We start from the raw sequence: 26,013 nt of genomic DNA, 5'->3' as shown, positions 1-26,013 counted from the left end.
GGCCGGGGCAGAGACCCCGAGGGCGCTGCGCCCAAGGGCAGTGACGACACCCAGGGCGATCCCGAAGACGAGGATGACGGCGACGGCGACGGCGACGGCGACGGCGACGGCGAGGACAACGCCGACGACGATGCCGACGAAGTCGAGGCCACAGCCCCCGACGACAAAGCCGCCCAGACCAAATCCACCCAGGACAAGGCCGCCGAAGAGGACGACGACGCACCGGCCGAGCTGCTGGGCGCAGCCACCGCCGGTGATGGCAGCGACGACGGCCCCGGCCCGGAGCAGGCCGTCACCGGGCGCCGCGGTTGGCGGGGCCGGTATCCCGTCGCGGCGCGCGCCCTGTCGTGGACGGTCACCGGCCTGTCCCTCGCGCTGGTCTTCGTCGCCCTGCTGCTGCCGACGAAGCTCGAACTCCTCACCACCGAGCACTTCACCCGCATCCCGGTGGAGCTGATAGTCGGCGCCGGTCTGCTGCTGCTCCTGCCGACCCTCGCCCGGAAAGTGGTGGCGGTGCTGGCGGGGCTGTTCCTCGGCGCGCTGGCCATCCTCAACATGCTCGACATGGGCTTCAACGAGTTCCTGGGCCGCGGCTTCAACGTGGTGCTCGACTGGATCCTGCTCGACGACGCCCAGTCGTACCTGGAGGACTCGGTCGGCCAGACGGCCGCGGCGGCCGCCGTGGTCGGGGTCGGGCTGCTCGCCCTCGCCGTGCTCGCCCTCACGGCGCTGGCGGTCCTCCGGATCGGCAACGTCATGGCCCGTCACAGCGTCGTGGCGACCCGCGCCACCCTGGTGGCCGGGACCGTCTGGGTCGCGTGCGCGTCGGTCGGCGCGCAGGTCGCGGGGCTGCCGGTGGCGTCCCGGAGCACCTCCGCAGCGGTCCAGGACCGGGCGGAGCGGGTGCAGAAGACCATCGAGGACGAGCGGGAGTTCCAGAAGGTCGCCGCGTACGACACGTACGGGGACACCCCGGGCGATCAGCTGCTGACCGGGCTGCGCGGCAAGGACATGATCTTCACCTTCATCGAGAGCTACGGCCGCAGCGCGATCGAGGACCCGGCGATCGCGCCCGGCGTCGACGCGACGCTGAAGAAGGCGACCAAGCGGCTGGACAAGGCCGGATTCGCCGCCAAGAGCGGGTGGCTCACGTCGGCGACGTACGGCGGCAGCAGCTGGCTGGGCCACTCCACCTTCCTGACCGGCCTGTGGATCGACAACCAGAACCGCTACCGCACCGTCACCGCGGGGGACCACCTGTCCATCACCCGCGCCTTCAAGCGCACCGGCGCCTGGCGGACGGTCGGCATCATGCCGGGCGTCCAGAAGAGCTGGCCGGAGGGCACGTTCTACGGCCTCGACCACGTCTACGACTCGCGCGAGCTGGGCTACAAGGGGCCGAAGTTCAGCTGGTCGACCATGCCCGACCAGTACGCGCTGAAGGCGTTCGAGCAGCTGGAGCACGGCAAGAAGCACGACAAGCCGCTGATGTCACTGAACATCCTGACCTCCAGCCACCAGCCCTGGGCGCCCATCCCGAAGACCATCCCGTGGAGCAAGGTCGGGAACGGCTCGGTCTACAAGGGCATCGAGAAGGCGGGCAAGCGGCCCGAGGACGTGTTCACCGACTCCACCAAGGTGAAGCAGGAGTACGGCAAGTCCGTCCAGTACTCGGTGAACAGCCTCATCGACTACATGATCAAGTACGGCAACAAGAACACCGTGCTCGTCTTCCTCGGCGACCACCAGCCCCTGGCCCGGGTCAGCGGCAACAACGCGAGCCGGGACGTGCCGGTCTCCATCGTCGCCCATGACCCGAAGGTGCTGAAGCGGATCGCCGACTGGAACTGGGCGGACGGGCTGATGCCCCGCAAGGACACCCCGGTCTGGAAGATGAACAACTTCCGCGACCGCTTCTTCACGGCGTACGGCTCGACGCCGAGCGCCTCCCCGCGCAAGGCGAAGTGATCGCCCGCGGCCCCCGGTGCCCGCTGGGCTCCGGGGGCCGCGCCGTATGTGAGGGTCGGGCGTCAGGCGTCCTTGAACTCCTGGCGCTGGCGGCCCAAGCCGTCGATCTCCAGCTCCACCACGTCCCCGGACCGCAGATACGGCTTGGGCTCGGGGCGGCCCATGGCGACGCCCGCCGGGGTGCCGGTGTTGATGACGTCGCCCGGGTAGAGGGTCATGAACTGGCTGAGGTAGCGCACCACATGGGCGACGCCGAAGATCTGCTCGGCCGTCGTGCCGTTCTGCTTGATCTCGCCGTTGACCCACAGCCGCAGGCCGAGGGCCTGCGGGTCGGGGACCTCGTCGGCGGTGACCAGCCAGGGGCCCAGCGGGTTGAACGTCTCGCAGTTCTTGCCCTTGTCCCACTGGCCGCCGCGCTCGATCTGGAACTCGCGCTCGGAGACGTCGTGCGCGATCGCGTAGCCCGCGACGGAGGCGAGGGCGGCCTCGTCGGAGTCGAGGTAGCGGGCGGTGCGGCCGATGACGACGGCCAGCTCCACCTCCCAGTCGGTCTTCACGCTGCCGCGCGGGACCAGCACCGTGTCATCGGGGCCGATGACCGTGTCGGGGGCCTTCATGAAGAGGATCGGCTCCTCCGGGAGGGGAGCGCCGGTCTCGGTCGCGTGATCGTGGTAGTTCAGCCCGATGCACACGATCTTGCCGATGCGGCCCAGCGGCGGGCCGACCCGTACGCCGCCGTCCTGGATCACCGGCAGCGCGTCGGCGCCCTCGGACCCGGCCGCCGCGCGGATGCGGGCCAGCGCCGCCTCGTCGGCGAGCAGGGTCCCGTCGATGTCCGGGACCAGGCCGGACAGGTCGCGGAGGGTGCCGTTCTGGTCGAGGAGAGCCGGGCGTTCCGCCCCGACCGGTCCGACGCGCAGCAGCTTCATCCTCACAACTCCCTGGTCTCAGGACGGCGGCCAGGGGCGACTCCATGCCCTCTGGCCGCTCGATCCTCCATGAGCCTCATCCAGCCCGCAAGACCCCGTTCACTGACTGGACCGGGGTCTCACCGGCCGCGGAGCAGCAGGGCCCGCTCCACCGCGGTCCAGGTGGTGCTCGTGGCGAGGTAGAGCGCGGCCGCCAGCGGCACCACGGCGGCGGTGATGAGCGTGCCGAACGACAGCAGCGGCAGCACCCGCGCCAGCCCGGCCGCCCCGGGGGCGGCAGGTACCGCCGCCGCGGGAGCCGCATCGCGGGCCGCCTTGCGGTTGCGCACATACGTCCAGGTCGCGACGGCCGCGATCAGCGCGAACAGGGCGAGGTAGACCAGCCCCTGCGGCCCGGCGAACGCCCCGCCCCAGCGGCCGTCGAGCGGCGCCCCGGCCAGGGTGTGGTCGAGCAGGTCTCCGGCGCCGCTGCCGGTGGAGAACACGTGGTACATGACGAAGAAGACCGGCAGCTGGACGAGGGTCGGCAGGCAGCCCGCCAGCGGGGACGCCCCCTCCTTCGCCTGGAGGTCGGTCATGGCGCGGCGCAGCCGCTCGGGGTCGTTCTTGTGCTTGCGGCTCAGCTCGGCGATCTTCGGCGCCAGCGCGGCGCGCGCCTTCTCGCCGCGCGCCGCCGCCCGGGCGAGCGGATGGAGCGCGGCCCGGACGCACAAGGTGAACAGGACGATCGCGGCGGCCGTCGCCGAGGCCCCGAACAGCGGATCGAGCCGGTCGGCCAGGGTGGTCAGCAGGGTGCCGAGGGATGCGAAAACAGACATGGGAGCCCTCCACGGGTCTCGTCACGAAGAAAAACAGATCGGCGTGACGAGCCGCGTGGGCGCCGCGGCAGGGGGTGATGCGGGATGCTGCGGGTGCGTGCGCCTCTACGCGGCCGTCGGAAGGCGACGGCCGGGCGCCCGGGGCCTGGGGCGGCCCGCGGCATCGGGGTCCCGCTGCGGCAGGAACGCGGTGCGGCGCTCCCGGTCCCGTATCGCGGTGCGTATGCGCCCCGGGGGCGCGGGCACCCGGGCCCGGGCGGCGAGGACCGCGCAGGTCAGCAGCGCGGCCGCGACGGCGGCGGTGGCAGCGGTGGTGGCGGCGAGGGCGACGGCGCTGATCAGTCCGGTCTGGGTGAGCAGGGTGCCGGTCAGCAGGAAGAGGAGCACGCCCAGGTGCATGCGCAGCAGCTCGATGCGATGCGTCATCCGACTTCCCCCCTTTTTACCCGTCGCTTCTCACTCGACCGCCATCAGTCTACGAGGCGCCTCCGACAACGCGCGGCGCGGCGGTCGTCAGCCTGGCCCACACCACCAGCCGGTAGCGGGACGTGTATTCGGGGGTGCAGGTGGTCAGCGTGAGGTAGGAGTCGGGCTCGGTGAAGCGGTAGCGCGGATGGGCCGAGCTGTACGGCACCTTCGCGATCACCGTGCCGTCGGAGGGCGAGGTGCGCGGCAGGGTGCGCTCGACGACGTACGTGTAGCGGGCGTGGTAGGTCTCGATGCTCACCGTGTCCCCGGGGCGCACCTCGTCGAGGTGGCGGAACGGTTCGCCGTGCGTATTGCGGTGGCCCGCGAGCCCGACGTTGCCCAGTTGGCCCGGCTGGGCGGTTCCCGGGTAGTGGCCCACGTATCCCCGGTTGAGCACCTTGGACTTGCCGATGCCCTCGGCGACGGGGGCCGTCAGCCCGATGCGCGGGATGCGGAGCACCGCGTACGTCTGGTCGCGGCGCGGGGTCCCGTCGTGCACGGTAACGGTCACCTCCCCGTCGTTCTCGCGGTGCGCACCGCCCCTGCCCGAGGCGCCCCCGGACTCCGTACCGTCGCCGGACTCCTCACCGTCCTGGCCGGTGCCGGACGAGGGCACCGTGGGATCGTCGGTGTCCCACTGCCGTTCCAGCGACTCCACTTGGCGCTGCGCGCCCCGCCGCGCCTCCCGGTTGGTCCACCACAGCTGATGGACGACCAGCAGGAGCACGACGAGCCCGATCGTGACCGCGACCTCGCCACCCGTCCACAGCACCCGGGCCAGCACCTGTCTTGTCCCTGGGCGCCGCCGTCGCACACCGACTCGCACACCGACCTCCCCACCCAGGCCACCGCCACCGGGAGGGGCACCATAGGCCCTGCGGCACGCACCCGCCAGAGACGCGACCCCGGCAGGTGCGGTGCTAGGGGGTGTCTTGTCGATCAGGCCGGATCAGCGAGCGGCGTCAGGGGGCACCTCCCAGCGGTAGCTGGGGGAGCGGTACATCGCCGTGCGACGAGCGCGGGGCCGCGAGGTGCCGCCCGCCGCGGCAGCGGCTGATGTCACAGCGGCGTCGGGAGCCCGGCATGATCGGCAAGACACCCCCTACCCGCCGCCCAGCCCCCGCGAGACGGTGTAGATGACGAGCCCCGCCAGGGCGCCCACCACCGTGCCGTTGATCCGGATGAACTGGAGGTCGCGGCCGATGTGGGCCTCGATCTTCCGGGAGGTGTGCTCCGCGTCCCAGCTCGCGACGGTCTCGGTGATCAGCGAGGTGATCTCGTTCCGATAGGCCGTCACCACATAGACGGCCGCGTCCTCCAGCCAGCCGTCGATCTTGCCGCGCATCCGAGCGTCCGTCACCATCCGCGTGCCCAGCGACAGGATCGCCGCCCGGGCCCGCAGCCGCAGCTCGCTGCGCTCGTCCTCGGCCGCCGCGACGATCATCGCGCGCACCGAGGCCCAGGTGGAGGCGATCAGGTCCTGCACCTCGCCGCGGCCCAGCACCTCGCCCTTGAGCCGCTCGACCCGGTTCCGGGTGTCGCTGTCCGACTGGAGGTCCCCGGCGAAGTCGGACAGGAAGCGGTCCACGGCGCCGCGCGCCGGATGGTCCGGCATGTCGCGCATCTCACGGACGAACCGCAGCAGTTCGCGGTAGACCCGCTCGCCGACCCTGCGGTCCACGAACCGCGGCGTCCAGCCGGGCGCGCCGCCGGTCACCGCGTCCATCACCGACTCGTTGTGCTCGACCAGCCAGTCGTGGGCGCGTACGCACACCAGGTCCACGGCCCGGCGGTGGCCGCCGTCCGCGACGATCCGCTCCAGCAGCTTGCCGAGCCCCGGCGCGATCTCCTGGGCGTCCGCGCGCCGCGTGATCGCCTCGCCGACCACGGCCTGTACGTCGGAGTCGCGCAGCACGGTGAGCGCGCCGCGCAGCGCGGTCGCCAACTCGTCCGTCACCCGGTCCGCGTGCGCGGGTTCGGCCAGCCAGGTTCCGAGGCGGCTGCCGATGCCGACGGCACGCAGCCGCATCCGTACGACGTCGCCGGACAGGAAGTTCTCGCCGACGAAGTCGCCCAGGGTCGCCCCGAGCTGGTCCTTCTTCGTGGGGATGATCGCGGTGTGCGGGATGGGCAGCCCCATCGGCCGCCGGAACAGGGCGGTGACCGCGAACCAGTCCGCCAGCGCACCGACCATGCCCGCCTCGGCGGCCGCGGCCACATACCCGGCCCAGCCCCCGGCGCCGGAGTTCTGCGCCCACTTGGCGAGCGCGTACACCAGCGCGACGGCGAGCAGCATGCCCGTGGCGATCGCCTTCATCCGGCGCACACCGCGCCGCCGCTCCTCGTCGAGAGGGGTGTCCGCGAACGCGACGACCCCACCGGCGGCTACCCTCGCGCCGGGCGGCGGCGGCCCTTCGGGCCCCTTTTCATCCGTCGTTGTCCGGTTCATACGCTCCACCCGGTCGAGCCGTTCCCTCTATTGTCTCGTTCCTGTCTCACTCGTCCCTGAGTGGAACGAACGGCGAGTTCCCGTCGTCTGTCTGGGGGAGCGACCCCGTCCAACCGGGGGCAGGCCGACAGGCGGACCTCTGTCCGGACATGGGATCATGGAGGACCGACCGGACCGCGTCGGCGAAGCACCGTCGCTCGCCGTTCCCGTTCACTTTCGGAGCCTGAAGGCTCCGGCTGCCCGAGGAGACCTCCGCCCATGAGCGTGCCCCCCATGCCCAGACGCACGGCCTATGCCGTGTTCGCTGCGCTGGCGGCTGTGGTGGTCCTCGTCTCGACCGCGATATTCGTCGGGGTCGGCGGCCGGGACCGGAATGTGAACGAATCCGCGCAGGGTACCCGCAACTCCGCGGCCCCGGCCTCGTCGGGCTCCTGGGTGGGCACCTGGTCGACGTCCGCCGCCGCGGCCGAGCCGAACACGCTCCGCGGCCTGTCCGGCATGTCGATACGGAACGTCGTCCACACCAGCATCGGCGGCACCGGCGCCCGCATCCAGCTCTCCAACCTGTACAGCGCCCGCCCGCTGACGATCACGCATGCCTCGCTGGCACTGGCGGCCGCCCCCAGCAACCCGACGGCCGCCGCCGACACCATGCGCAGGCTCACCTTCGACAACCGCTCCTGGGTGACCATTCCGCCCGGCCAGGCCGCCACCAGCGACCCGGTGCGCATGAACATCCCGACCGCCGCCGACCTGCTGATCACCACCTACGCCCCGCAGGCGTCGGGCTCGGTGACGTACCATCCGCACGCCCGCCAGACCTCGTACCTGGCGCGCGGCGACCGTACGGAGGACACGGCGGGCGCCGCGTACACCGAACAGAGCCCGTTCTGGCGCTATCTGACCGCCGTGGACGTGTGGTCCAAGGAGGCGCAGGGCTCGGTCGCGGTGCTCGGCGACTCGATCACCGACGGCATCACCTCCACCGCGGGTGCCAACCACCGGTGGACCGACTTCCTCGCCGAGCGGCTCCGCACCGAGCCGGGAGCGCCCCGCCTCGGCGTGCTCAACCAGGGCATCAGCGGCAACCGGGTGCTGAGCGACGGCACCCAGTTCCCGCCGAACAACCCCAGCGGGCTGTCCCGCTTCGGACGCGACGTGCTGGACCGTACGAACGTCAAGGCCGTCATCATCGAGCTGGGCGTCAACGACATCCTGCGCATCCCCCATCAGACGGACCCGAACAAGATCGTGGACGGGCTGCGGCGGCTGACCGAACAGGCGCACACGCGGGGCCTGCGGGTCATAGGGGCCACCCTGTCGCCGTTCTACGGCCACCGCGGCTACACGCCGCTGCTGGACTCCGTGCGCGAGCGGGTCAACGCCGAGATCCGGGCCGGGAAGGTCTTCGACGAGGTCGTGGACTTCGACAAGGCGCTGCGCGACCCGGCGCAGCCGCTGCGGCTGCGCCCGGCGTACGACTCGGGCGACCATCTGCACCCGAGCGACGAGGGCTACCGGGCGATGGTGTCCGCAAAGTCCCGCCGGGCCCGCGACGCCTGGCACGCTCCCCCAGCTACCGCTGGGAGGTGCCCCCTCTCGCTGCGTTGTCGGGATCACCCGAGTGGGCCCGCCCCCGGACTCCGTCCGGGAGGTGCCCCCGCGAGGGCGACCCTCCGCCTTGCGATCGCACGCTCCCCCGGCTACCGCCGGGAGGTGCCCCCTGACGCCGCGGGCTGATCCGACGCGACGTTGCGGACACCCCCTAGTGGCCGAGGTCGTGCCTGCGGGCGCGGCGCTCGGCCTGCCGCTCGGCGTGCCGCTCCTCCAGCTCCGCACGGCGCGCCCGGCGCTCGGCGCGCAGTTCCTCCCTGCGCGCCTCCTTCTCCCGACGGCGCTCCGCCTTGAGCCGCTTCTGCTCCTCCTTGCGGAGCTTGCGCTCGACATTGACCCCGCCGAACATCGCCAGGCCGGTGATGGTCACCCTCGGTCCTGTGGGGTCGCCGTCGGCCGACCCCCGGTGGTCGAAGCCGCCCATGATGCCGATGCCGCTGACGTGCGTCTCCAGGTCCGGCGGCACGATGACCTCTATCCCGCCCATGAACGCGAAGCAGCGGATCACGATCTCGCGGCCCTCGAAGCGGGCCTCCCGCAGATCGATCTCGCCGCCGCCCATGAGGGCGAAGGCGGTGAAATTGCGGGGCGCGGTCCAGGTGCCCTTGCGTCCGAAGCCGCCCATGACCGCGACGGCCATCTTCGACGTCGGGGCGCCGCCGATCCGCCCGGCCCAGTCGTCGCGGGCGGCGAGGCCGGTGGCGTCCGCGGGCCCGGGTTCGACAGCGGCCGCGGCGCCGGGCACCGGGAGATCCCGGACCAGCGGCTCCAGCTGGGCGTGGGTGCGCGCCTTGTAGGCCGCGTCCAGCCGCTCCTCGAACTCCTCCATGTCCAGGCGGCCTTCGGCGACGGCGTCCCGCAGCACCTCGGCGATGCGCTCGCGCTCGGCGTCGGAGGCGCGCATCTCGGAGGCGCGCGCCGGGGACCCGCCCGGACGGTCGGGGGCCGCTCCCTGGGGAGATCCCTCAATTGTCATACGGACAGACTAATGCGGACCGACCGACCTGACCGCCCCACGCGCCGCGCCCTCTTCCGGCTCGCTCCCGGGGAACAGCATGCGAGCGATCACGTCCTCGATCTCCGGCTCCCGCACCGACAGGTCCACCAGCGGATATCCATCGGCGACCGCCGCCACGAGGGGCGCCGCGCTGGCGGCGGCCGGGAACGCCAGCCACTGCCGCGGTCCCTCGACCCGCACGGTCCGCGCACCGGGCACCTCGATCGGCGGCAGCTCCCGCTCCAGGTCCACCACCAGGGTGCGTTCGCTCCCGCCCACCGCGTGCAGCCCGTCCAGCCCGCCGTCGTACACCAGACGGCCGTGGTCGATGACCATCACCCGCTTGCACAGTTGCTCGATATCGGTCAGATCGTGGGTGGTCAGCAGCACGGTGGTGCCGTGCTCCGCGTTCACCTCGCGCAGGAAGCCCCGCACCTTCGCCTTGCTGACCACGTCAAGACCGATCGTCGGCTCGTCCAGGTACAGCACCTCGGGGTCGTGCAGCAGGGCGGCCGCGATGTCGCCGCGCATCCGCTGGCCGAGCGAGAGCTGACGGACCGGCACGTCCAGCAGGTCCCCCAGGTCCAGCAGTTCGACACAGCGGTCCAGGTTCCGCCGGTAGCGGTCGTCGGGAATCCGGTACATCCGCCGCACCAGCGCGTACGAGTCACGCAGCGGCAGGTCCCACCACAGGGTGGTCCGCTGCCCGAAGACCACCCCGATACGGCGCGCGAGCCGCGTCCGCTCCCGCGACGGGTCGATCCCGGCGACCCGCAACCGGCCGCCGCTGGGCACCAGGATCCCGGTCAGCATCTTGATCGTGGTGGACTTCCCGGCGCCGTTCGGACCGATGTAGCCGACCATCTCGCCGCGCGGCACCCGGAAGCTGATGCCGTCCACCGCACGCACCTCGCGCCGCTCCCGGCGCAGCAGCCCGGCCCGGCGCCGCACCTCGAACACCTTCTCGATGCCGTCGAGTTCGATGAAGTCGTCGTCACTGAAGCCGTCCATCGTCTGCTCCCCTCTCAGCTCCCCGTGCTCTGATACGTCCGCAGCCCCGCCCGCCAGGCCAGCCCCGCGAGCGCCGCGCAGCCGAGCGCGACCAGCGGCGCGGCGAAGCCGATCCAGCCCGGCAGGCCCAGCGGGTTCGGGCGGCCCAGGACGTACAGCGCGGGCAGCCAGTTGACGAAGGCCAGCGGGATGACGAACGTGACGCCGCGCAGCAGCTCGTCGGCGAAGACCGTCGGCGGGTACTGGAGCATCGTCGTCCCGCCGTACGTGAACGAGTTCTGCACCTCGGAGGCGTCCTTGGCCCAGAACTGGAAGGCCCCGCCCAGCACGAACACCGCCCCGAAGATCACCGCCCCGCTCAGCAGCATCAGCGGCACCAGCAGCACCCGATCGGCCGTCCAGTCGATGTCCAGCCGGGTCAGCGACCAGCCCAGCAGCAGCGCTCCCTGGAGGATCCGGCCCAGCCTGCGCAGCGCGAAGCGGTCCGCGGCGACCTGGGCGAGGATCGGCACCGGCCGCACCAGCAGGGTGTCCAGCGTGCCGTCGCGGATGCGCCGCCCGACCCGCTCCATGCTGCCGAGCGCCAGATCGGCCAGGCCGAAGGCGGTGCCGGACGTCCCGTACAGGAAGGCGACCTCGGCGAGGGTGAAGCCGCCGAGCGTGTCGATGTGCGAGAACATCAGCGCGATCGCGACGAAGTCCAGCACGTTCACGGCGAAGTTCCCGAACGCCATGATCAGGAACGAGGTGCGGTACGCCATCGTGGAGCGCACCCACATGGCGACGATCAGCGCATAGGCGCGCAGCCCGTCGTACGCCCGGGCGCGGGGCAGGGGCTCAGCCACCCTGGACCACCACCTTCCGCGTCGCGATCGACTGGAGCGCCCGCCCGGCCGCGAACAGCACCGCCGCCCACCCCGCCTGGAAGGCCAGCGCCCCCGGCACCGCGGCCCCGTGACGGTGCCCCAGGAAGACGTCCGCGGGCACCTGGAGCATCGCCGCCCACGGCAGCGCCCCGGCGATCTCGCCAAGGCGCCCGGGGAACACGTTCAGCGGCAGCACCATCCCGGAGAAGAACATGCACAGCAGCCCGCTCATCAGGCTCAGCCCCGTCCCGTCCAACAGCCAGAAGGCGGCGAGCGCGACCAGATAGCGCACCGCGAACCCCACGCACACCGCGAGCACCACCGACAGCAGGAACCACAGCCAGGTCAACGCGGAGCCGGGCAGGGTGAGTTCGAACGCCAGCGCCCCGCACACCATGGGCACGATGCCGCGCCCCACCAGCTGGAAGGCGGCCCGGCCGAGGTCCGAGGCCAGCCACCACAGCTGGAGGTCGACCGGGCGGTAGAGGTCGACGGCGATGTCACCGGACCGGATCCGCTCCTGGAGCTCGTCCTGGAAGCCGCCGCCGAACAGCGCCACGGTCGCCAGCAGCGCCTGGCCGAGCCAGACGAAGGTCAGGGCCTGGGAGAGGTCGTAGCCGCCGAGATGCGGCCGCATCTCCCACAGCGCGGCGTACGTGTACGCAACGATGAAGCCGAAAACGGTGTTGGTGAACACCCCGGCCACGGTGGCCACCCGGTACGTCGCGTAGCGTTTGAAGCCGCTCAGCGCGACGGCCGCGTAGAGCCGCATCAGCCTGTCTCCCCCTCCCCCGTCCGCACGGCGCTCAAAGGCACCAAAGCTTGGGAGCTTAGTTCGCGGGAAGGCGACACAGCCAGACATTTTTCACCGGATAGTGTGAGGGGAATCACTCCTTCGGCCGGTCACAGACCAGTCACGGGTGTGTGCCACGTCCCTGGCCCGGAACGGATGATGCGACAGTGTTTTATGGGGCGTACGACGCGAATCGCCCGACCGTGCACGATTCCGCCGCGGCGCAACCCTCGACGGCGGCCGAGGAGTCTCAGGAGACATGAGCGACGAGCCCCAACTGATCGACGGCACCGCGGCCGGCGTGGGCGACCCGAGCAGCCGCAACGGCTCCGGCAACGGCGGCACCGCGGGCAGAAAGGGCCGCCCCCGGCGCACCGGCTGGCGACGGCTGCTCCCCACCTGGCGGATGGTGCTCGGTAGCTCGCTGCTGTTCCTCCTGCTCGTCGCGGGCGCCCTGGTCACCGGCTATCTGCTCGTCGACATCCCCCCGGCCAACAAGGCGGCCATCGCCCAGAGCAATGTCTTCCTGTACTCCGACGGCTCCCCGCTCGCCCGCGAGGGCAAGGTCAACCGGGAGAACGTGCAGCTCAGCCAGGTGCCCAAGCGGACCCAGCACGCGGTGCTCGCCGCCGAGGACCGCGACTTCTACACCGAGTCCGCGATCAACCCCGAGGCGATGGTCCGGGCCGCCTGGAACACCGCCACCGGCAAGGGCAAGCAGTCCGGCTCCACGATCACCCAGCAGTACGTGAAGAACTACTACCTGGACCAGGAACAGACGGTCACCCGCAAGGGCAAGGAGTTCTTCATCGCGATCAAGCTGGACCGCGAGGTGAGCAAGGACAAGATCCTCGAGGGCTACCTCAACACCAGCTACTTCGGCCGCAACGCCTACGGCATCCAGGCCGCCGCCCAGGCGTACTACGGCAAGAACATCGACGAGCTGAACACCGCCCAGAGCGCCTACCTGGCCACCCTGCTCAACGCCCCCAGCGCGTACGACATCATCGCCCACCCGCAGAACAAGCCGCGGGCCGAGGCGCGCTGGAACTACGTCCTCGACGGCATGGTCAAGAAGCACTGGCTCAGCCGCGCCGAGCGCAACAGGATGACCTTCCCGGACCCCACCGAGGCCAAGGCCCCCTCCGGCATGTCCGGCCAGCGCGGCTACCTGGTCGAAGCGGTCGAGGACTACCTCACCAGCAACGGCATCATCGACGAGCAGACCCTGGCCCGGGGCGGCTACCGGATCACCACCACGATCGACAAGAGCAAGCAGGACGCGTTCACGAAGGCCGTCCGCGACCGGCTCATGAGCAAGCTCAGCGACGACCGCAAGGTCGACCGCTACGTCAGGGCGGGCGGCGCCTCGATCGACCCCAAGACCGGGAAGGTCGTCGCCCTCTACGGCGGCATCGACTACACCAAGCAGTTCGTCAACAACGCGACCCGCCGTGACTACCAAGTGGGATCCACTTTCAAGCCATTCGTCTTCACCTCGGCGGTGGCCAACGAAGCCACCACCCAGGACGGCCAGACGATCACCCCGGACACCCTCTACAACGGCGACAACAAGCGCGAAGTGATCGGGCCGGACGGCCCCACCGGCTACGCGCCCGCCAACGAGGACGACGTCGACTACGGCGACATCGACGTCACCACCGCCACCGACAACTCGGTGAACTCCGTGTACGCACAGATGGCCGAGGACGTCGGCCCCGCCAAGGTCAAGCAGACCGCCGTCGACCTCGGCATCCCCAAGAGCACCCCCGACCTGCACGCCTCCCCCTCCATCGCGCTCGGCCCCGCCACCGCCAGCGTCCTCGACATGACCGAGGCCTACGCGACCCTCGCCAACCACGGCCGCCACGGGCAGTACAGCCTGGTCGCGGAGGTCACCAAGGACGGGGCGCAGGTCACGCTGCCCGACCGGGAGGAGAAGCAGGCCGTCCCCCGCACCGCCGCGGACACCACCACCTCGATACTCCAGAGCGTGGTCGACGGCGGCACCGGCACCGCCGCCCAGGGCGCCGAGCGCCCGGCCGCCGGAAAGACCGGCACCGCCGAGGAGGACAAGGCGGCCTGGTTCGCGGGCTACACCCCGGACCTGGCGACCGTCGTGGCCGTCATGGGCCAGGACTCGAACACCGGCGTCCAGAAGCCGCTGTACGGGGCCACCGGTCTTGACCGGATCAACGGCGGCGGCTACCCCGCCGAGATCTGGGCGGACTACGTCTCCGGGGCGCTGGACGGGAAGCCCCCGGCCGACTTCGACCTGAAGCTGGAGGACGGCATCGACACCCCCGATCTGCCGCCGCCCCCCAGCCAGGCCCCGACCTCCGCCCCGCAGATCCCCACCACGCCGCCCAGCACGGAGCCCACGACCCCGACCCAGCCGCCCACGTTCCCGACGTACGACCCACCGACCGAGCCCACCATCGAGCCGCCGGAGACCCCGCCCACGGACTTCCCGACCGGCCCGCCGACCGACGGCGGACCGGGCGGGCCCGGTGACCCGGGCGGGGACATCGGAGGCCCGGAGGGCGGCTGACACGGCAGAGGGTGGTGACGGAAACCGTCACCACCCTCTTCTTCGCGTCTCTCCTACAGATACAACCCCGTGGAGTCCTCCGCGCCCTCCAGCCGCTCGGCGGCGACGGCGTGCAGATCGCGCTCGCGCATCAGGACGTAGGCCACTCCGCGGACCTCCACCTCGGCCCGGTCCTCCGGGTCGTAGAGCACCCGGTCGCCCGGTTCCACGGTCCGCACGTTCTGCCCGACCGCGACCACCTCGGCCCAGGCCAGCCGCTTGCCGACCGCCGCGGTCGCGGGGATGACGATACCGCCGGTGGACCGGCGCTCACCCTCCGGAATGTCGGTACGGACCAGCACGCGGTCGTGCAGCATCCGGATGGGCAGCTTGTCATGGGACGTGTTCGCACTCACGGTCATGACCGTACCCGCCCGAACGGCCTATCGGCGCCACGGGACGGCAGGAATGCCATAGAACCCGTACGACCGCTCTTACCGACGCCGCTTGCAGCCCTTGCGGCCGCCACTACGGCCGCCGCCGCGCGCCGACGACACCGTCAGCAGCCCGACCAGCCCCACCACGACGAGCGCGACCGGCACGATCCGCTCCATCCGCGGCGCCCCGTCCTCGGTGACCAGCTGGTCGCGCACATTGGTGACCACCCGGTTCGCGGACACATACGCCCGCCCCGCGGTCCGGTCCACGGCCGACGCCGCCTTCGCCTTGGCATCACCCATGATCGTCTTCGGATGCACCCGCACCCCGATCTCGTCGAGCGTCACGGCGAGCTCCTGCCGCCGCCGGGCGATGTCCGCCTCGATCTGCGCAGGGGTCCTGGCATCCGACACCGCGCTGCCTCCGTCGTCGTCTCGATCAGTCCTGATGATTCGTGATGGACAGTCTGTCAGCTTCCCCCCTCCCCCGCCCCACGGCACCCCCGGCGAAGATGCTGGCTAATGTCGTCACGTAACGCCTGCCGTTACGGAACACCCGAAGCCACGAGGAGCACCCGACCATGAGCGAGCGACTTCAGCCCGGCGACACCGCCCCCGCCTTCACCCTCCCCGACGCGGACGGCAAGCAGGTCTCGCTCGCCGACCACGCGGGCCGCAAGGTCATCGTCTACTTCTACCCCGCCGCCCTCACCCCCGGCTGCACCAAGCAGGCCTGCGACTTCACCGACCAGCTCGAATTCCTCACCGGCCACGGCTACGACGTCATCGGCATCTCCCCCGACAAGCCGGAGAAGCTCGCCAAGTTCCGCGACCAGGAATCCCTCAAGATCACCCTGCTCGCCGACCCCGCCAAGGAGACCCTGGAGGCCTACGGCGCCTTCGGCGAGAAGAAGCTCTACGGCAAGACGGTCACCGGAGTCATCCGCTCCACCGTCATCGTCGACGAACAGGGCAAGGTCGAGCGCGCCCTCTACAACGTCAAGGCCACCGGCCACGTAGCCAAGATCATCAAAGACCTGGGCCTCTGACCCCTGCGCCTCCTCACGCGAGTGCCGGGCAAACGCCCCGGACCGCTCATGGTCCGGGGCGTTTTGCCCTCCGCTTCCGAGGGCGTCCTGCACACGACGTGCGTGCACACGTCGGCTGGGTGCAGATGGTGAAGGCGTGACGGCCTTTACGGGCTGCTCCGCGGAAGGCCCGACTCGCCGGAGCCTACGGGGACGTGGTCGTTCGACCGACCTAGCCGGACGCTGTGTCCGCCGCAGCTTCCCGAGTGGCAGGAAATATCAGCCGGGCGGCCAGGATGATCACTCCCAGGGACCCCAAAGCCAGGCCATGACGGAGCCACCTCATGCCGCCCTCCCAGTCCCGGGGAGGACCGAAGACCAACCAGAGCGCAACAGTGGCGCCGGCCAGCACGCTTGCTACGCCGGCCATGCGACGTAATCCAGGTCTCATGAGCCCAGGATCTCCGGGTAGCCCTCCGACCCACAACCGATAAAGCGGCGGGTTCAGATTGCTCGCCTCTGGGGACGGGCATGACCCGGCGCTCCCGGATGGGAGCGCAGTCGGGGCTGGGCGCAGACCTGGACGTTCACCGGGCGATCGCCCCCTGCGGCTCTTGTGCCCCAACTGCCACTCGACCACGGACACCTATCGCGGACGCGGCAAGGGCCGACGCGCCGGCGGTCAACGGAAGGAATCCAGGACCGGGGCCGCGGAATGAGCGGCGGCGTCCAGTACACCCAGGAACTCCTGGAAAGGGCGGCAGCGGCCTGCGTGAACATCGATGAGGTCATCGCCTTCTGCGGTGTTCGTCCCTACCACCAGCTCCGTCGCCACCTGTTCAAGCGGTTCGACCACTTCGGCATCGACATCTCACACTTCGAACGGCGCGGCACCCGCGAGGCCGCACCCCGGCCCTCCAAGGCTCGACTTCGGGAAGCCGTCGGCAACTCCATCTCCATCGCCGGCGCATTGCGACAGCTGGGCAGGCCTGACAGCACCAGGACTCGGACACACTTCCGCCAGTGGGTGGCAGAGGACGGCCTCGACACCGAGCACTTTCTCGGACAGGCGCATCAACAAGGAAAGCGGCGGGAAGCCAAGCCACCCGAGCAGGTGCTGGTCAAGCATGACGGCGCACGGCGCACACGAACATCTGTCTTACGTCGAGCGCTTCACGACATCGGCGTACCCGAACGGTACTTCGAATGCAAGGCCGGAGCGTCGTGGGGCGGCAGACCCATGACGCTGGAAGTCGACCACATCAACGGCGACTGGAGCGATGACCGGCCCGAGAATCTACGACTCCTCTGCCCAAACTGCCATGCCGTCACGGCAACCTGGTGCCGGGGCGGCAGATCCCGGGGAAAGCATCAGGCCGGTCCGTGACGCATACCCGCGTGTCACAGGAGCCGTCGGCCCGCTAGGATGGCTATCACCTGGCGGTCGTTGCTGAATTGGTATAAGCGAGGGTTTTAGGTGCCCTTGGGAGAAATCCCATGTGGGTTCGAGTCCCACCGGCCGCACGCACCTTGGATTCGAAGGCGCGGTCCGCACATCAGCGGACCGCGCCTTCGTGTCGCTCACCCCAACAGCTCCCGCACCACCGAAGCCATCGCGCGGAACGCCTGGCCGCGGTGGCTGATGGCGTTCTTTTCGTCGGGGGTGAGTTCGGCGCAGGTGCGGGTGTCGCCGTGGGGCTGGAGGATCGGGTCGTAGCCGAAACCGCCGCCGCCGGTGGGTTCGTGGCGGAGGGTGCCGGTGAGGCGGCCGGAGACGACGCGTTCGGTGCCGTCGGGGAGGGCGAGGGCCGCGGCGCATTCGAAGTGGGCGGTGCGGTGCTCGTCGGGGACGTCGCGGAGCTGGCCGAGCAGCAGGTCCAGGTTGGCGCGGTCGTCGCCGTGGCGGCCGGACCAGCGGGCCGAGAAGATGCCGGGGGCGCCGCCGAGGACGTCGACGCAGAGCCCCGAGTCGTCGGCGATGGCCGGGTGGCCGGTGGCCTGCGCCAGGGCGTGGGCCTTGAGGAGGGCGTTCTCGGCGAAGGAGACGCCGGTCTCCTTGACGTCCGGGACATCCGGATAGGCGTCGGCGCCGACGAGTTCGATGTCGAGCCCGGCGTCCCCCAGGATCGAGCGCAGCTCGGTGATCTTGTAGGCGTTGCGGGTGGCCAGGATCAGGCGGCGCGGGTGTGCCCGGTCCGCCCCTGCGGTGTGCTGTGGCTGCATAGCTCCCGATTAGATCAGGGCGTGCAGACCTTGGTCAGTTCGCCGGTGGCGTCCTTCACCGGGGTCAGGTCGGGGTGCTTGCCGCTGTCGACGGAGGTCCGGACGTTGTCCACGGCCTTGGTGAGGTCGTCCAGGGCCTTGCTGACGTCCGTGTTGTCGGTGCGGTCGCCGACCTTGTCGATGTCCTTGTCGAGGGCGTCGAGGATCTTGTCGGCGTCGGCGGGGTTGACGGCGGCGCCGGTGACGGCGTCCTGGAGGGTGTCCACGTCGTTGGATATCTCGACCGCGAGGCGGCCGCAGTCGAGGGCCTTGTCCACGGCGTCGCAGCCGGCGATGAGCGGAGACAGGAAGGCGACGGCGGCGAGCGTGGTGGCGGCGGCATAACGGTGGCGGGCCTGGCGCGGCGTCATGGGTGGTTCTCCCCCTGGGGTCGGATGCGGGCGCGCGCGGGAATCGCACGCGCCCGTCATCTGACTAAACGCCAAGCGCCGCCCGCTGGTTGCCCGCCAGCTCGACACAGCCTCCGACGGCGAGGTCGAGCAGGCTGTTCAGCTCCTCGCGGGCGAAGGGCTCGCCCTCCGCGGTGCCCTGGACCTCGACGAAGCGGCCGTCGCCGGTGCAGACGACGTTCATGTCGGTTTCGGCGCGTACGTCTTCCTCGTAGCACAGGTCGAGCAGCGGGACGCCGCCGACGATGCCGACGCTGACGGCCGAGACGGTGCCGGTGAGCGGCTGCCGGCCCGCCTTGATCAGCTTCTTGCCCTGGGCCCAGGTGATGGCGTCGGCGAGGGCCACGTAGGCGCCGGTGATGGCGGCGGTGCGGGTGCCGCCGTCGGCCTGGAGAACGTCGCAGTCGAGGACGACGGTGTTCTCGCCGAGCGCCTTGTAGTCGATGACGGCGCGCAGCGAGCGGCCGATGAGGCGGGAGATCTCGTGGGTGCGGCCGCCGATCTTGCCGCGGACGGACTCGCGGTCGCCGCGGGTGTTGGTGGCGCGCGGCAGCATCGCGTACTCGGCGGTGACCCAGCCCTCGCCACTGCCCTTGCGCCAGCGGGGAACGCCCTCGGTGACGCTCGCGGTGCACAGGACGCGGGTGTCGCCGAAGGAGACGAGGACGGAGCCCTCGGCGTGCTTGCTCCATCCGCGTTCGATGGTCACGGGGCGGAGCTGGTCGGGCGTACGGCCGTCGATACGAGACATGGGATGAGCCTATCGGCAACACCGGGCCCCGGTCCGGTGAGGAGCGGGGCCGGGCGGCCGCGGGGACGTCACATGAGGTCTTCGATCTCGGCGGCGATGGGGTCCGCGTCGGTGCCGATGACGACCTGGATCGCGCTGCCCATCTTCACCACGCCATGGGCGCCGGTGGCCTTCAGGGCGGCCTCGTCGACCAGGGAGGGGTCCTTGACCTCGGTGCGGAGACGGGTGATGCAGCCCTCGACCTCGACGATGTTGTCGATGCCGCCGAGCCCCGCGACGATCTTCTCAGCCTTGGTGGCCATGTCCACTCCCTGTTGTCCTGAGCTGTCCTGTGTTGTCCTGTTGTCTCGGCCCTTCGGGATACCGGATGAACGGCCTTCCTACGGTAACCACGCGGGCCCGGCAGCGCAGGATCGTCAGTGGTCCGGACCACATCGGAATGAAAGATTCCTTTATCCGATCCTCACGTGCTACAACAGGTCTACACCACATGTGGTGTAGACCATATCGCGGGCCGTCCCAGTTTCCCGAGCGCCCGCCTCACCAGGAGGAATCCGATGAGTACGGCCACCGCCTCGGCGGCGCCCGCCCAGAAGCGGGGCGCCGGTCTGATCAAGGGTATGCAGAAGATCGGACGCAGTCTCCAGCTGCCCGTCGCCGCCCTGCCCGCCGCGGGCATCCTGAGCCGACTGGGCCAGGACGACGTCTTCGGCAAGGCGGGGCTCGGCTGGAACAAACTCGCGGAGATCTTCGCCCACGCGGGCGGCGCGCTCTTCGACAACCTGGCCCTGCTGTTCTGCCTCGGCGTCGCGATCGGCTTCGCGAAGAAGTCGGACGGCACGACGGCGTTCGCGGCCCTGGTCGGCTTCCTCGTCTACAAGAACGTGCTGACCGGCTTCGTCAGCGACGTCACCGGCAAGCCGCAGGACCCGGGCGTGCTGGGCGGCATCGTGGTCGGCATAACCGCCGCCGTGTTGTGGGAGAAGTACCACCGGACCCGGCTGCCGGACTGGCTGGGCTTCTTCAGCGGGCGCCGCTTCATCCCGATCCTGATGTCCTTCGCGGGCGTGCTGTACGGCGTCGTCTTCGGCTTTCTGTGGGGGCCGATCGGTGACGGACTCAACAGCTTCTCCGAGTGGCTTTCGGCCAATGGTGCGATCGGTTCCGGCATTTTCGGCGTCGTGAACCGGCTGCTGATTCCCGTCGGCATGCACATGCTGCTGAACTCGTTCGCCTGGTTCCAGTTCGGCGACTTCTCCTCCGGCGGCCAGACCTGGCACGGCGACATCGCGCGCTACTTCCACGACGACCCGTCGGCCGGAATGTTCATGACCGGCTTCTTCCCGATCATGATGTTCGCCCTCCCCGCGGCCGGTCTCGCGATCGCGCACTGCGCGCGCCCGGAGCGCCGCAAGGCCGTGATGGGCATGATGATCTCCGTCTCGCTGACCGCCTTCGTGACCGGTGTGACGGAGCCGATCGAGTTCTCGTTCATGTTCATCGCGCCGGTGCTGTACGGGATCCACGCCGTGCTGACGGGTGTGTCCATGGCGCTGACCTGGGCGCTCGGGATCCGCAGCGGCTTCACGTTCTCCGGCGGCCTCTTCGACTACCTGCTGGGGTGGTCGCACAGCGAGCAGGCCTGGATGATCATCCCGATCGGGCTGGCGTTCGCCGTCCTGTACTACGTGGTGTTCCGCTTCGTGATCACGAAGTTCAACATCCCGACGCCGGGCCGGGAGCCCGAGGATTCCCTCGACGACGCCGCGGCCGCGACGAGCGCAGCGAAGAAGTAGGGCAGAAGAAGTAGGGCATACGACGAAAACGGGCCGGATCCGCTGGAGCAGATCCGGCCCGTTTTCGTCGTGCGGGGCTCAGCGGGGCCCAGCGGCGCTCAGACCTCGTAGACGGCACCCGACCGCGCCAGGGTCACCGGGCCGTCGAAGACGGCCTCGGCGTCGCGCTGGTTGAGGTGGGGGTCGGTCCACGGCGGGATGTGGGTGAGGACCAGGGCGGCGGCGCCCGCGGCCTGCGCGTGTTCACCGGCCTGGCGGCCGTTGAGGTGCAGCTCCGGGATGTCTTCCTTGCCGTGGGTGAAGGCCGCCTCGCAGAGGAAGAGGTCGGCGCCGCGGGCCAGGTCGGTCAGGGCCTCGCAGGGGCCGGTGTCACCGGAGTAGACCAGGGCGCGGTCCCCGTGCTCGATGCGGAAGCCGAACGCCTCCACCGGGTGGCAGACCCGGGCGGTGCGGATCGTGAAGGGGCCCAGTTCGAAGGTGCCCGGGGTGAGGGTGCGGAAGTCGAAGACCTCCTGCATCGACTTCTCGTCGGGCACGTCGTCGTACGCCTGGACCAGGCGGCGTTCGGTGTCCTCGGGCCCGTAGACCGGGATCGCCTCGGCGCGGCCCCCGTCGTGGCGGTAGTACCGCGCGACGAAGTAGGCGCACATGTCGATGCAGTGGTCGGGGTGGAGGTGGGAGAGGATCACGGCGTCGAGGTCGTAGAGACCGCAGTGGCGCTGCAACTCGCCGAGGGCGCCATTGCCCATGTCGAGGAGCAGCCGGAAGCCGTCGGCCTCTACGAGGTAGCTCGAGCAGGCCGATTCCGCGGACGGGAACGACCCCGAGCATCCGACGACGGTGAGCTTCATGGAGCAGGAACCTCCTTGAGGGGTCCCCATGCCGAGGGCCATGGGCGAGGCGGCGGGTGCGGGGTCACACGGGGTGCCCACGAGCGTAAGGCGCTAAAGCCCTGGTAGCTCCCCCACGGGCCCGCGTTGTGGGCGGAATCACCAGGACGGAGCCCCGGGCAGCCGCGTATGCCCCACATCGGTTACCACCGGGTACCCGCGGTGCGCCGCATTCCGCCGCCAGCGGGTCTACGCCCAGAGCTGGCCGTGGAGGGTCTCGACCGCCTCCTCGGTGGTGGCCGCGGTGTAGACGCCGGTGGACAGGTACTTCCAGCCGCCGTCGGCGACGACGAAGACGATGTCGGCGCTCTCGCCCGCCTTGACCGCCTTGCGGGCGACGCCGAGGGCTGCGTGCAGCGCGGCACCGGTGGAGACGCCCGCGAAGATGCCCTCCTGGGCGAGGAGTTCACGGGTGCGGGCCACCGCGTCCTCGGAGCCGACGGAGAAGCGGGTGGTGAGGATGGACTCGTCGTACAGCTCGGGGACGAAGCCCTCATCCAGGTTGCGCAGCCCGTATACGACGTCGTCGTAGCGCGGCTCCGCGGCGACGATCCGCACGTCGGGCTTGTTCTCGCGCAGGAAGCGGCCGACGCCCATCAGGGTGCCGGTGGTGCCCAGGCCCGCCACGAAGTGAGTGACGGAGGGCAGGTCGGCCAGGATCTCGGGGCCGGTGGTGGCGTAGTGGGCGCCCGCGTTGTCGGGGTTCCCGTACTGGTAGAGCATCACCCAGTCGGGGTGCTCGGCGCTCAGTTCCTTGGCCACCCGGACGGCGGTGTTGGAGCCGCCGGCGGCGGGCGAGGAGATGATCTCCGCGCCCCACATGGCGAGCAGCTGGCGCCGCTCCTCGCTGGTGTTCTCCGGCATGACGCACACGATGCGGTAGCCCTTGAGCTTGGCCGCCATGGCGAGCGAGATGCCGGTGTTGCCGGAGGTCGGCTCCAGGATGGTGCAGCCGGGCGTCAACCGGCCGTCCTTCTCGGCCTGTTCGATCATGTGGAGCGCGGGGCGGTCCTTGATCGAACCGGTCGGGTTGCGGTCCTCCAGCTTCGCCCAGACCCGGACGTCCGGGGAGGGCGAGAGCCGTGGCAGCCGGACGAGCGGCGTGTTGCCGACCGCTGCCAGGGGGCTGTCGTACCGCATCAGTACATTCCGCCCGCGACGGCCGGGAGGATCGTCACGTTGTCGCCGTCCGAGAGCTTGGTGGAGATGCCGTCGAGGAAGCGGACGTCCTCGTCGTTCAGGTAGACGTTGACGAAGCGGCGCAGCTCGCCGCCGTCGACCAAGCGCTCCTGGATGCCGGTGTGCCGGGACTCCAGGTCGGCGAACAGCTCGGCGACCGTGGTCCCGCTGCCCTCGACCGCCTTCTGGCCGTCGGTGTAGGTGCGGAGGATGGTCGGGATGCGGACCTCGATGGCCATTCTCAATCTCCTGTGGGAGGGCGGGGTGGACTTCCGGACCGGATCGGATCGGGCCGGGGCGTCGTCGGAAGGCTTCGGCTGCGTGCTTCGGGCGGGCGTGGGGCGTCGGGAGGACGCGCTCAGGCGGCCTCGGCGCGGCGCGGACACATCGCGCTGGCGAGTCGGCACAGGTCGACGTGGAGCCGCGCCACGAGCAGCATGCCCGGCGTCTTTTCGCTCACGTCATCGGAAACCATGAACTCATCGTATCGATTCCCGATCCGCCCCTCGGAAGCGTGTCCCGCGATACGGACGGGTAACAATCGCGATACGAGACGACGTATCGGGTCAGCCCGGGATGATCTCGACTTCTTCCTCGGAGACCTCACCGTCGACGATCCGGAAGGAACGGAACTGGAAGGGCCCCTCCTCGTTGCCGCAGTCGGCGGTGGACACGAGGACGTAGTGCGCACCGGGCTCATTGGCGTAGGAGATATCCGTACGAGAGGGGTACGCCTCGGTCGCGGTGTGCGAGTGATAGATCACGACCGGTTCTTCATCGCGGTCGTCCATCTCGCGGTAGAGCTTGAGCAGATCGGTCGAGTCGAACTCGTAGAACGTGGGAGAGCGCGCCGCGTTGAGCATCGGGATGAACCGCTCGGGACGGCCGCTTCCGGCCGGACCCGCGATGACGCCGCACGCCTCGTCGGGGTGGTCGGCCCGCGCGTGGGCGACGATCCGGTCGTGAAGCGCCTGGGTGATGGTCAGCATGCCAGAAGGATATGAGGCGCGGAGTACGGCGCCTCGGCCGAGGGTGGGCGGCTGCAAGCGGACACGCAGACGGGCTCCGGAGATGAGATCCGGAGCCCGTCTGCCGAGACGAGGAGCGGAGGGGCGGGCGGCCGTTACTCGGCCGAGTGCTCCCGCTGCGGCTCCAGCGCCGGTCCGCCGCGCTTCTTGTCCCGCACGTGCTCCAGGAAGGAGTCGAGTTCCCGCTTGACCACGGGGGCGAGCAGGTACAGGCCGATGATGTTGAACACGGCCAGCATGAAGAGGACCGAGTCGGACAGGCTGATCAGCGAGTCGAGGGAGAGCAGGGAGCCCGCGACCACGAAGGCGCTGTAGACGGCCTTGAAGGTGATCTCACTGCCCCTGCTCTTGCCGAAGAGGTACGACCACGCCTTGAGTCCGTAGTAACCCCAGGTCAACGTCGTGGAGAAGGCGAACAGCAGGACCGCGACGGTCAGCACGTGCGGGAACCAGGGAAGCACCGTCTCGAAGGCGTCCGACGTGATGGTGACGCCACCGATCTCCTTGCCCTCCCGGGCCGCGACCCAGCTCGCCGGCTCCGCGACGATGATGGTCAGCGCGGTCATGGTGCAGATGACGACGGTGTCGAGGAACGGCTCCAGCAGGGCCACCAGACCCTCGCTGGCGGGGTGCTTGGTCTTCACCGCGGAGTGGGCGATCGGGGCCGAGCCGAGACCTGCCTCGTTGGAAAAGGCCGCACGCTGGAAACCGACGATCAGGGCTCCGATGACGCCACCCGTGACGCCGTCGGGGTTGAACGCGCCCTCGACGATCGCGCCGAACGCTCCCGGCACGGCGGTGGCGTTCGTCAGGATGACGGTCAGACAGGCGACGATGTATATCACCGCCATGGCCGGGACCAGACGGCTGGTGACCGATGCGATGGAACGGATGCCGCCGAGCAGGACGATGCCGACCAGTGCGGCGACCACCACACCGAAGGCGAGGGCGCCCGCGGACGTGTCGATTCCGCCACCCATGGTCGAGGAGAGCTGCACGTAGCTCTGGTTGATCTGGAGCAGGTTCCCGCCGAAGAGGCCGAAGAAGAGAATCATGGCGGAGGCGAGGCCGGCCAGGATCGCACCCAATTTCCTGCCGCGGCTGCCGAAGCGCTCACCGAGCCCCTTGGGCAGATAGTGCATCGGCCCACCGGAAACGGTGCCGTCCGGGTGCTCTTCGCGGTACTTCACGCCGAGGGTGACCTCGACGAACTTGGTGGCCATGCCGAGCAGGCCGCACAGAATCATCCAGAACGTGGCGCCGGGCCCGCCGATGCTGACGGCGACCGCGACACCGGCGATGTTGCCGAGCCCGACGGTCCCGGAGACGGCCGCGGTCAGCGCCTGGAAGTGATTGACCTCCCCGGGTGATCCCGCCTCGTCGTGTTTGCCGCGCACCACCTCGGTCGCGAGCTTGAACTTGCGGAACTGGATGACGCCGAACCAGGTGGTGAAGACCAGCCCGCCGACCACCAGCCAGGCCACGATGAGCGGCAGTTCGGTGCCGCCGATGGGCACGGCATAGAAGACGATGTCGCTCAGCCATGTGGCGACGGGGTCGAAGAAGTCGCTTACTGCCTTGTCAATATCTTGGGTCACGGACTCGAGCGACATAGGCCACCTTCATCTGATACGGGATCGGCACACCGGTTCGCGAAGCACGCGCGGAAGCAGATGGAAAAGCCCGCGCAAAATGTTTGGCCAGTTCTTACCATGCCCGGGGCCACCTGGAGTGACATCGGCCACAATGAAATACGCGACAAGAACGACAAAATTGCCAAAGGCGACCA

The 26,013-nt window shown here is 70.0% G+C and carries 27 protein-coding genes and 1 tRNA gene; 7 read left to right on the top strand and 21 right to left on the bottom strand.

Translation table 11 applies throughout. The annotated features are described in order from the left end of the window. Positions 1-234: 234 nt before the first annotated feature. Positions 235-1,968 carry a sulfatase gene (locus tag LCH29_RS33880; RefSeq protein WP_446465577.1) on the top strand — a complete coding sequence of 578 codons (1,734 nt, stop codon included), beginning with the start codon at positions 235-237 and terminating at the stop codon, positions 1,966-1,968. 62 nt (positions 1,969-2,030) lie between these two features. Here LCH29_RS33880 and LCH29_RS33875 read toward each other — a convergent pair whose 3' ends face one another. The 5 genes from LCH29_RS33875 to LCH29_RS33855 form a co-directional block, all read right to left on the bottom strand. Next, positions 2,031-2,897, bottom strand: a complete 867-nt coding sequence (locus LCH29_RS33875) for a fumarylacetoacetate hydrolase family protein (RefSeq protein WP_446465516.1) — start codon at positions 2,895-2,897, stop codon at positions 2,031-2,033. Positions 2,898-3,016: 119 nt separating this feature from the next. Then, the gene (locus tag LCH29_RS33870; RefSeq protein WP_446465515.1) at positions 3,017-3,715 is read right to left on the bottom strand and encodes a YidC/Oxa1 family membrane protein insertase; all 699 of its coding nucleotides are present in this window, start codon (positions 3,713-3,715) and stop codon (positions 3,017-3,019) included. 105 nt (positions 3,716-3,820) lie between these two features. After that, positions 3,821-4,141 carry a DUF6412 domain-containing protein gene (locus LCH29_RS33865; protein ID WP_446465514.1) on the bottom strand — a complete coding sequence of 107 codons (321 nt, stop codon included), beginning with the start codon at positions 4,139-4,141 and terminating at the stop codon, positions 3,821-3,823. 49 nt (positions 4,142-4,190) lie between these two features. Continuing rightward, entirely contained in the window at positions 4,191-4,967 is a 777-nt protein-coding gene (locus tag LCH29_RS33860; RefSeq protein ID WP_446465513.1) for a class E sortase, read from the bottom strand. A gap of 318 nt (positions 4,968-5,285) precedes the next feature. Then, positions 5,286-6,632 (bottom strand): DUF445 domain-containing protein, encoded by a 1,347-nt coding sequence (locus tag LCH29_RS33855; RefSeq protein WP_446465512.1) that lies wholly within the window; start codon positions 6,630-6,632, stop codon positions 5,286-5,288. A gap of 273 nt (positions 6,633-6,905) precedes the next feature. Here LCH29_RS33855 and LCH29_RS33850 point away from each other — a divergent pair, with 273 nt between their 5' ends. Continuing rightward, a complete protein-coding gene (locus LCH29_RS33850; RefSeq protein ID WP_446465511.1) occupies positions 6,906-8,372 on the top strand; it encodes a GDSL-type esterase/lipase family protein in 1,467 nt (488 codons plus the stop codon). 25 nt (positions 8,373-8,397) lie between these two features. Here LCH29_RS33850 and LCH29_RS33845 read toward each other — a convergent pair whose 3' ends face one another. From LCH29_RS33845 to LCH29_RS33830, 4 genes are read right to left on the bottom strand one after another with little or no spacing between them, the layout of a single operon-like run. Next, the gene (locus LCH29_RS33845) at positions 8,398-9,222 is read right to left on the bottom strand and encodes a DUF1707 SHOCT-like domain-containing protein (protein ID WP_446465510.1); all 825 of its coding nucleotides are present in this window, start codon (positions 9,220-9,222) and stop codon (positions 8,398-8,400) included. A 9-nt stretch (positions 9,223-9,231) separates the two neighbouring features. Further along, on the bottom strand, positions 9,232-10,254 hold the full coding sequence (locus tag LCH29_RS33840) for an ABC transporter ATP-binding protein (protein WP_446465509.1): 1,023 nt from the start codon (positions 10,252-10,254) through the stop codon (positions 9,232-9,234). A 14-nt stretch (positions 10,255-10,268) separates the two neighbouring features. Then, the gene (locus LCH29_RS33835) at positions 10,269-11,033 is read right to left on the bottom strand and encodes an ABC transporter permease (protein ID WP_446465576.1); all 765 of its coding nucleotides are present in this window, start codon (positions 11,031-11,033) and stop codon (positions 10,269-10,271) included. Between the two features lie 58 nt (positions 11,034-11,091). Continuing rightward, the gene (locus LCH29_RS33830; RefSeq protein ID WP_446465508.1) at positions 11,092-11,892 is read right to left on the bottom strand and encodes an ABC transporter permease; all 801 of its coding nucleotides are present in this window, start codon (positions 11,890-11,892) and stop codon (positions 11,092-11,094) included. 280 nt (positions 11,893-12,172) lie between these two features. Here LCH29_RS33830 and LCH29_RS33825 point away from each other — a divergent pair, with 280 nt between their 5' ends. Then, entirely contained in the window at positions 12,173-14,464 is a 2,292-nt protein-coding gene (locus LCH29_RS33825) for a transglycosylase domain-containing protein (RefSeq protein WP_446465507.1), read from the top strand. A 53-nt stretch (positions 14,465-14,517) separates the two neighbouring features. On the opposite strand, the gene LCH29_RS33820 is transcribed toward LCH29_RS33825, so the two are convergent. Together LCH29_RS33820 and LCH29_RS33815 are read right to left on the bottom strand one after the other, a co-directional pair. After that, entirely contained in the window at positions 14,518-14,859 is a 342-nt protein-coding gene (locus LCH29_RS33820) for a GroES family chaperonin (protein ID WP_123104969.1), read from the bottom strand. 78 nt (positions 14,860-14,937) lie between these two features. Beyond that, positions 14,938-15,294, bottom strand: coding sequence for a DUF3618 domain-containing protein (locus LCH29_RS33815; protein ID WP_446465506.1), 357 nt, complete (start codon positions 15,292-15,294; stop codon positions 14,938-14,940). Positions 15,295-15,461: 167 nt separating this feature from the next. Here LCH29_RS33815 and bcp point away from each other — a divergent pair, with 167 nt between their 5' ends. The 3 genes from bcp (at position 15,462) to LCH29_RS33800 (ending at position 17,432) form a co-directional block, all read left to right on the top strand. Then, entirely contained in the window at positions 15,462-15,929 is a 468-nt protein-coding gene (gene bcp / locus LCH29_RS33810) for a thioredoxin-dependent thiol peroxidase (RefSeq protein WP_446465505.1), read from the top strand. Between the two features lie 694 nt (positions 15,930-16,623). Further along, positions 16,624-17,295 (top strand): HNH endonuclease, encoded by a 672-nt coding sequence (locus tag LCH29_RS33805; RefSeq protein ID WP_446465504.1) that lies wholly within the window; start codon positions 16,624-16,626, stop codon positions 17,293-17,295. 53 nt (positions 17,296-17,348) lie between these two features. After that, positions 17,349-17,432, top strand: a tRNA-Leu gene (locus LCH29_RS33800). A 57-nt stretch (positions 17,433-17,489) separates the two neighbouring features. Here the strand turns inward: LCH29_RS33800 and rdgB are convergent. From rdgB to LCH29_RS33780, 4 genes are all read right to left on the bottom strand, one after another. Next, positions 17,490-18,131: an RdgB/HAM1 family non-canonical purine NTP pyrophosphatase gene (rdgB, locus tag LCH29_RS33795; protein ID WP_446465503.1), complete on the bottom strand. Its 642-nt coding sequence runs from the start codon at positions 18,129-18,131 to the stop codon at positions 17,490-17,492. 14 nt (positions 18,132-18,145) lie between these two features. After that, complete coding sequence (locus LCH29_RS33790; protein WP_446465502.1) at positions 18,146-18,541, bottom strand: hypothetical protein; 396 nt, start codon at positions 18,539-18,541, stop codon at positions 18,146-18,148. A 64-nt stretch (positions 18,542-18,605) separates the two neighbouring features. Continuing rightward, positions 18,606-19,331, bottom strand: coding sequence for a ribonuclease PH (gene rph, locus LCH29_RS33785; protein ID WP_063735200.1), 726 nt, complete (start codon positions 19,329-19,331; stop codon positions 18,606-18,608). Between the two features lie 68 nt (positions 19,332-19,399). Continuing rightward, positions 19,400-19,693, bottom strand: coding sequence for a glucose PTS transporter subunit EIIB (locus LCH29_RS33780; protein WP_446465575.1), 294 nt, complete (start codon positions 19,691-19,693; stop codon positions 19,400-19,402). 195 nt (positions 19,694-19,888) lie between these two features. On the opposite strand from LCH29_RS33780, the gene LCH29_RS33775 reads away from it, so the two are divergent. Beyond that, positions 19,889-21,127, top strand: coding sequence for a PTS transporter subunit EIIC (locus LCH29_RS33775; RefSeq protein ID WP_446465501.1), 1,239 nt, complete (start codon positions 19,889-19,891; stop codon positions 21,125-21,127). 98 nt (positions 21,128-21,225) lie between these two features. Here the strand turns inward: LCH29_RS33775 and LCH29_RS33770 are convergent, their stop codons facing one another. From LCH29_RS33770 to LCH29_RS33745, 6 genes are all read right to left on the bottom strand, one after another. After that, complete coding sequence (locus LCH29_RS33770) at positions 21,226-21,978, bottom strand: MBL fold metallo-hydrolase (RefSeq protein WP_123104919.1); 753 nt, start codon at positions 21,976-21,978, stop codon at positions 21,226-21,228. Positions 21,979-22,206: 228 nt separating this feature from the next. Then, positions 22,207-23,157 (bottom strand): PLP-dependent cysteine synthase family protein, encoded by a 951-nt coding sequence (locus tag LCH29_RS33765; RefSeq protein WP_123104917.1) that lies wholly within the window; start codon positions 23,155-23,157, stop codon positions 22,207-22,209. Continuing rightward, positions 23,157-23,435, bottom strand: coding sequence for a MoaD/ThiS family protein (locus LCH29_RS33760; RefSeq protein ID WP_446465500.1), 279 nt, complete (start codon positions 23,433-23,435; stop codon positions 23,157-23,159). The genes LCH29_RS33765 and LCH29_RS33760 overlap by 1 nt, the downstream gene beginning before the upstream one ends. Before the next feature lie 119 nt (positions 23,436-23,554). Continuing rightward, on the bottom strand, positions 23,555-23,671 hold the full coding sequence (locus tag LCH29_RS33755) for a putative leader peptide (protein WP_342778345.1): 117 nt from the start codon (positions 23,669-23,671) through the stop codon (positions 23,555-23,557). Positions 23,672-23,762: 91 nt separating this feature from the next. Then, on the bottom strand, positions 23,763-24,185 hold the full coding sequence (locus LCH29_RS33750; RefSeq protein WP_446465499.1) for a Mov34/MPN/PAD-1 family protein: 423 nt from the start codon (positions 24,183-24,185) through the stop codon (positions 23,763-23,765). A gap of 134 nt (positions 24,186-24,319) precedes the next feature. Continuing rightward, positions 24,320-25,837 (bottom strand): alanine/glycine:cation symporter family protein, encoded by a 1,518-nt coding sequence (locus LCH29_RS33745; protein WP_446465498.1) that lies wholly within the window; start codon positions 25,835-25,837, stop codon positions 24,320-24,322. Between the last annotated feature and the right edge of the window lie 176 nt (positions 25,838-26,013).

It is taken from the genome of Streptomyces sp. BRA346, from assembly GCF_052851135.1.
The sequence above is the reverse complement of the archived record's forward strand: the minus strand, read 5'-3'. Positions and strand labels throughout refer to the sequence as shown.

Excerpts from the sequence above, each read along its gene's own strand:
- LCH29_RS33865 (WP_446465514.1), bottom strand. The coding sequence starts at position 4,141 with ATGACGCATCGCATCGAGCTGCTGCGCATGCACCTGGGCGTGCTCCTC.
- LCH29_RS33835 (WP_446465576.1), bottom strand. The coding sequence starts at position 11,033 with ATGTGGGTGCGCTCCACGATGGCGTACCGCACCTCGTTCCTGATCATG.
- LCH29_RS33830 (WP_446465508.1), bottom strand. The coding sequence starts at position 11,892 with ATGCGGCTCTACGCGGCCGTCGCGCTGAGCGGCTTCAAACGCTACGCG.
- LCH29_RS33840 (WP_446465509.1), bottom strand. The coding sequence starts at position 10,254 with ATGGACGGCTTCAGTGACGACGACTTCATCGAACTCGACGGCATCGAG.
- LCH29_RS33870 (WP_446465515.1), bottom strand. The coding sequence starts at position 3,715 with ATGTCTGTTTTCGCATCCCTCGGCACCCTGCTGACCACCCTGGCCGAC.
- LCH29_RS33775 (WP_446465501.1), top strand. The coding sequence starts at position 19,889 with ATGAGTACGGCCACCGCCTCGGCGGCGCCCGCCCAGAAGCGGGGCGCC.
- LCH29_RS33745 (WP_446465498.1), bottom strand. The coding sequence starts at position 25,837 with ATGTCGCTCGAGTCCGTGACCCAAGATATTGACAAGGCAGTAAGCGAC.
- LCH29_RS33770 (WP_123104919.1), bottom strand. The coding sequence starts at position 21,978 with ATGAAGCTCACCGTCGTCGGATGCTCGGGGTCGTTCCCGTCCGCGGAA.
- rph (WP_063735200.1), bottom strand. The coding sequence starts at position 19,331 with ATGTCTCGTATCGACGGCCGTACGCCCGACCAGCTCCGCCCCGTGACC.
- LCH29_RS33750 (WP_446465499.1), bottom strand. The coding sequence starts at position 24,185 with ATGCTGACCATCACCCAGGCGCTTCACGACCGGATCGTCGCCCACGCG.
- LCH29_RS33845 (WP_446465510.1), bottom strand. The coding sequence starts at position 9,222 with ATGACAATTGAGGGATCTCCCCAGGGAGCGGCCCCCGACCGTCCGGGC.
- rdgB (WP_446465503.1), bottom strand. The coding sequence starts at position 18,131 with ATGCAGCCACAGCACACCGCAGGGGCGGACCGGGCACACCCGCGCCGC.
- LCH29_RS33875 (WP_446465516.1), bottom strand. The coding sequence starts at position 2,897 with ATGAAGCTGCTGCGCGTCGGACCGGTCGGGGCGGAACGCCCGGCTCTC.
- bcp (WP_446465505.1), top strand. The coding sequence starts at position 15,462 with ATGAGCGAGCGACTTCAGCCCGGCGACACCGCCCCCGCCTTCACCCTC.
- LCH29_RS33790 (WP_446465502.1), bottom strand. The coding sequence starts at position 18,541 with ATGACGCCGCGCCAGGCCCGCCACCGTTATGCCGCCGCCACCACGCTC.
- LCH29_RS33825 (WP_446465507.1), top strand. The coding sequence starts at position 12,173 with ATGAGCGACGAGCCCCAACTGATCGACGGCACCGCGGCCGGCGTGGGC.
- LCH29_RS33850 (WP_446465511.1), top strand. The coding sequence starts at position 6,906 with ATGCCCAGACGCACGGCCTATGCCGTGTTCGCTGCGCTGGCGGCTGTG.
- LCH29_RS33805 (WP_446465504.1), top strand. The coding sequence starts at position 16,624 with ATGAGCGGCGGCGTCCAGTACACCCAGGAACTCCTGGAAAGGGCGGCA.
- LCH29_RS33760 (WP_446465500.1), bottom strand. The coding sequence starts at position 23,435 with ATGGCCATCGAGGTCCGCATCCCGACCATCCTCCGCACCTACACCGAC.
- LCH29_RS33755 (WP_342778345.1), bottom strand. The coding sequence starts at position 23,671 with ATGGTTTCCGATGACGTGAGCGAAAAGACGCCGGGCATGCTGCTCGTG.
- LCH29_RS33855 (WP_446465512.1), bottom strand. The coding sequence starts at position 6,632 with ATGAACCGGACAACGACGGATGAAAAGGGGCCCGAAGGGCCGCCGCCG.
- LCH29_RS33765 (WP_123104917.1), bottom strand. The coding sequence starts at position 23,157 with ATGCGGTACGACAGCCCCCTGGCAGCGGTCGGCAACACGCCGCTCGTC.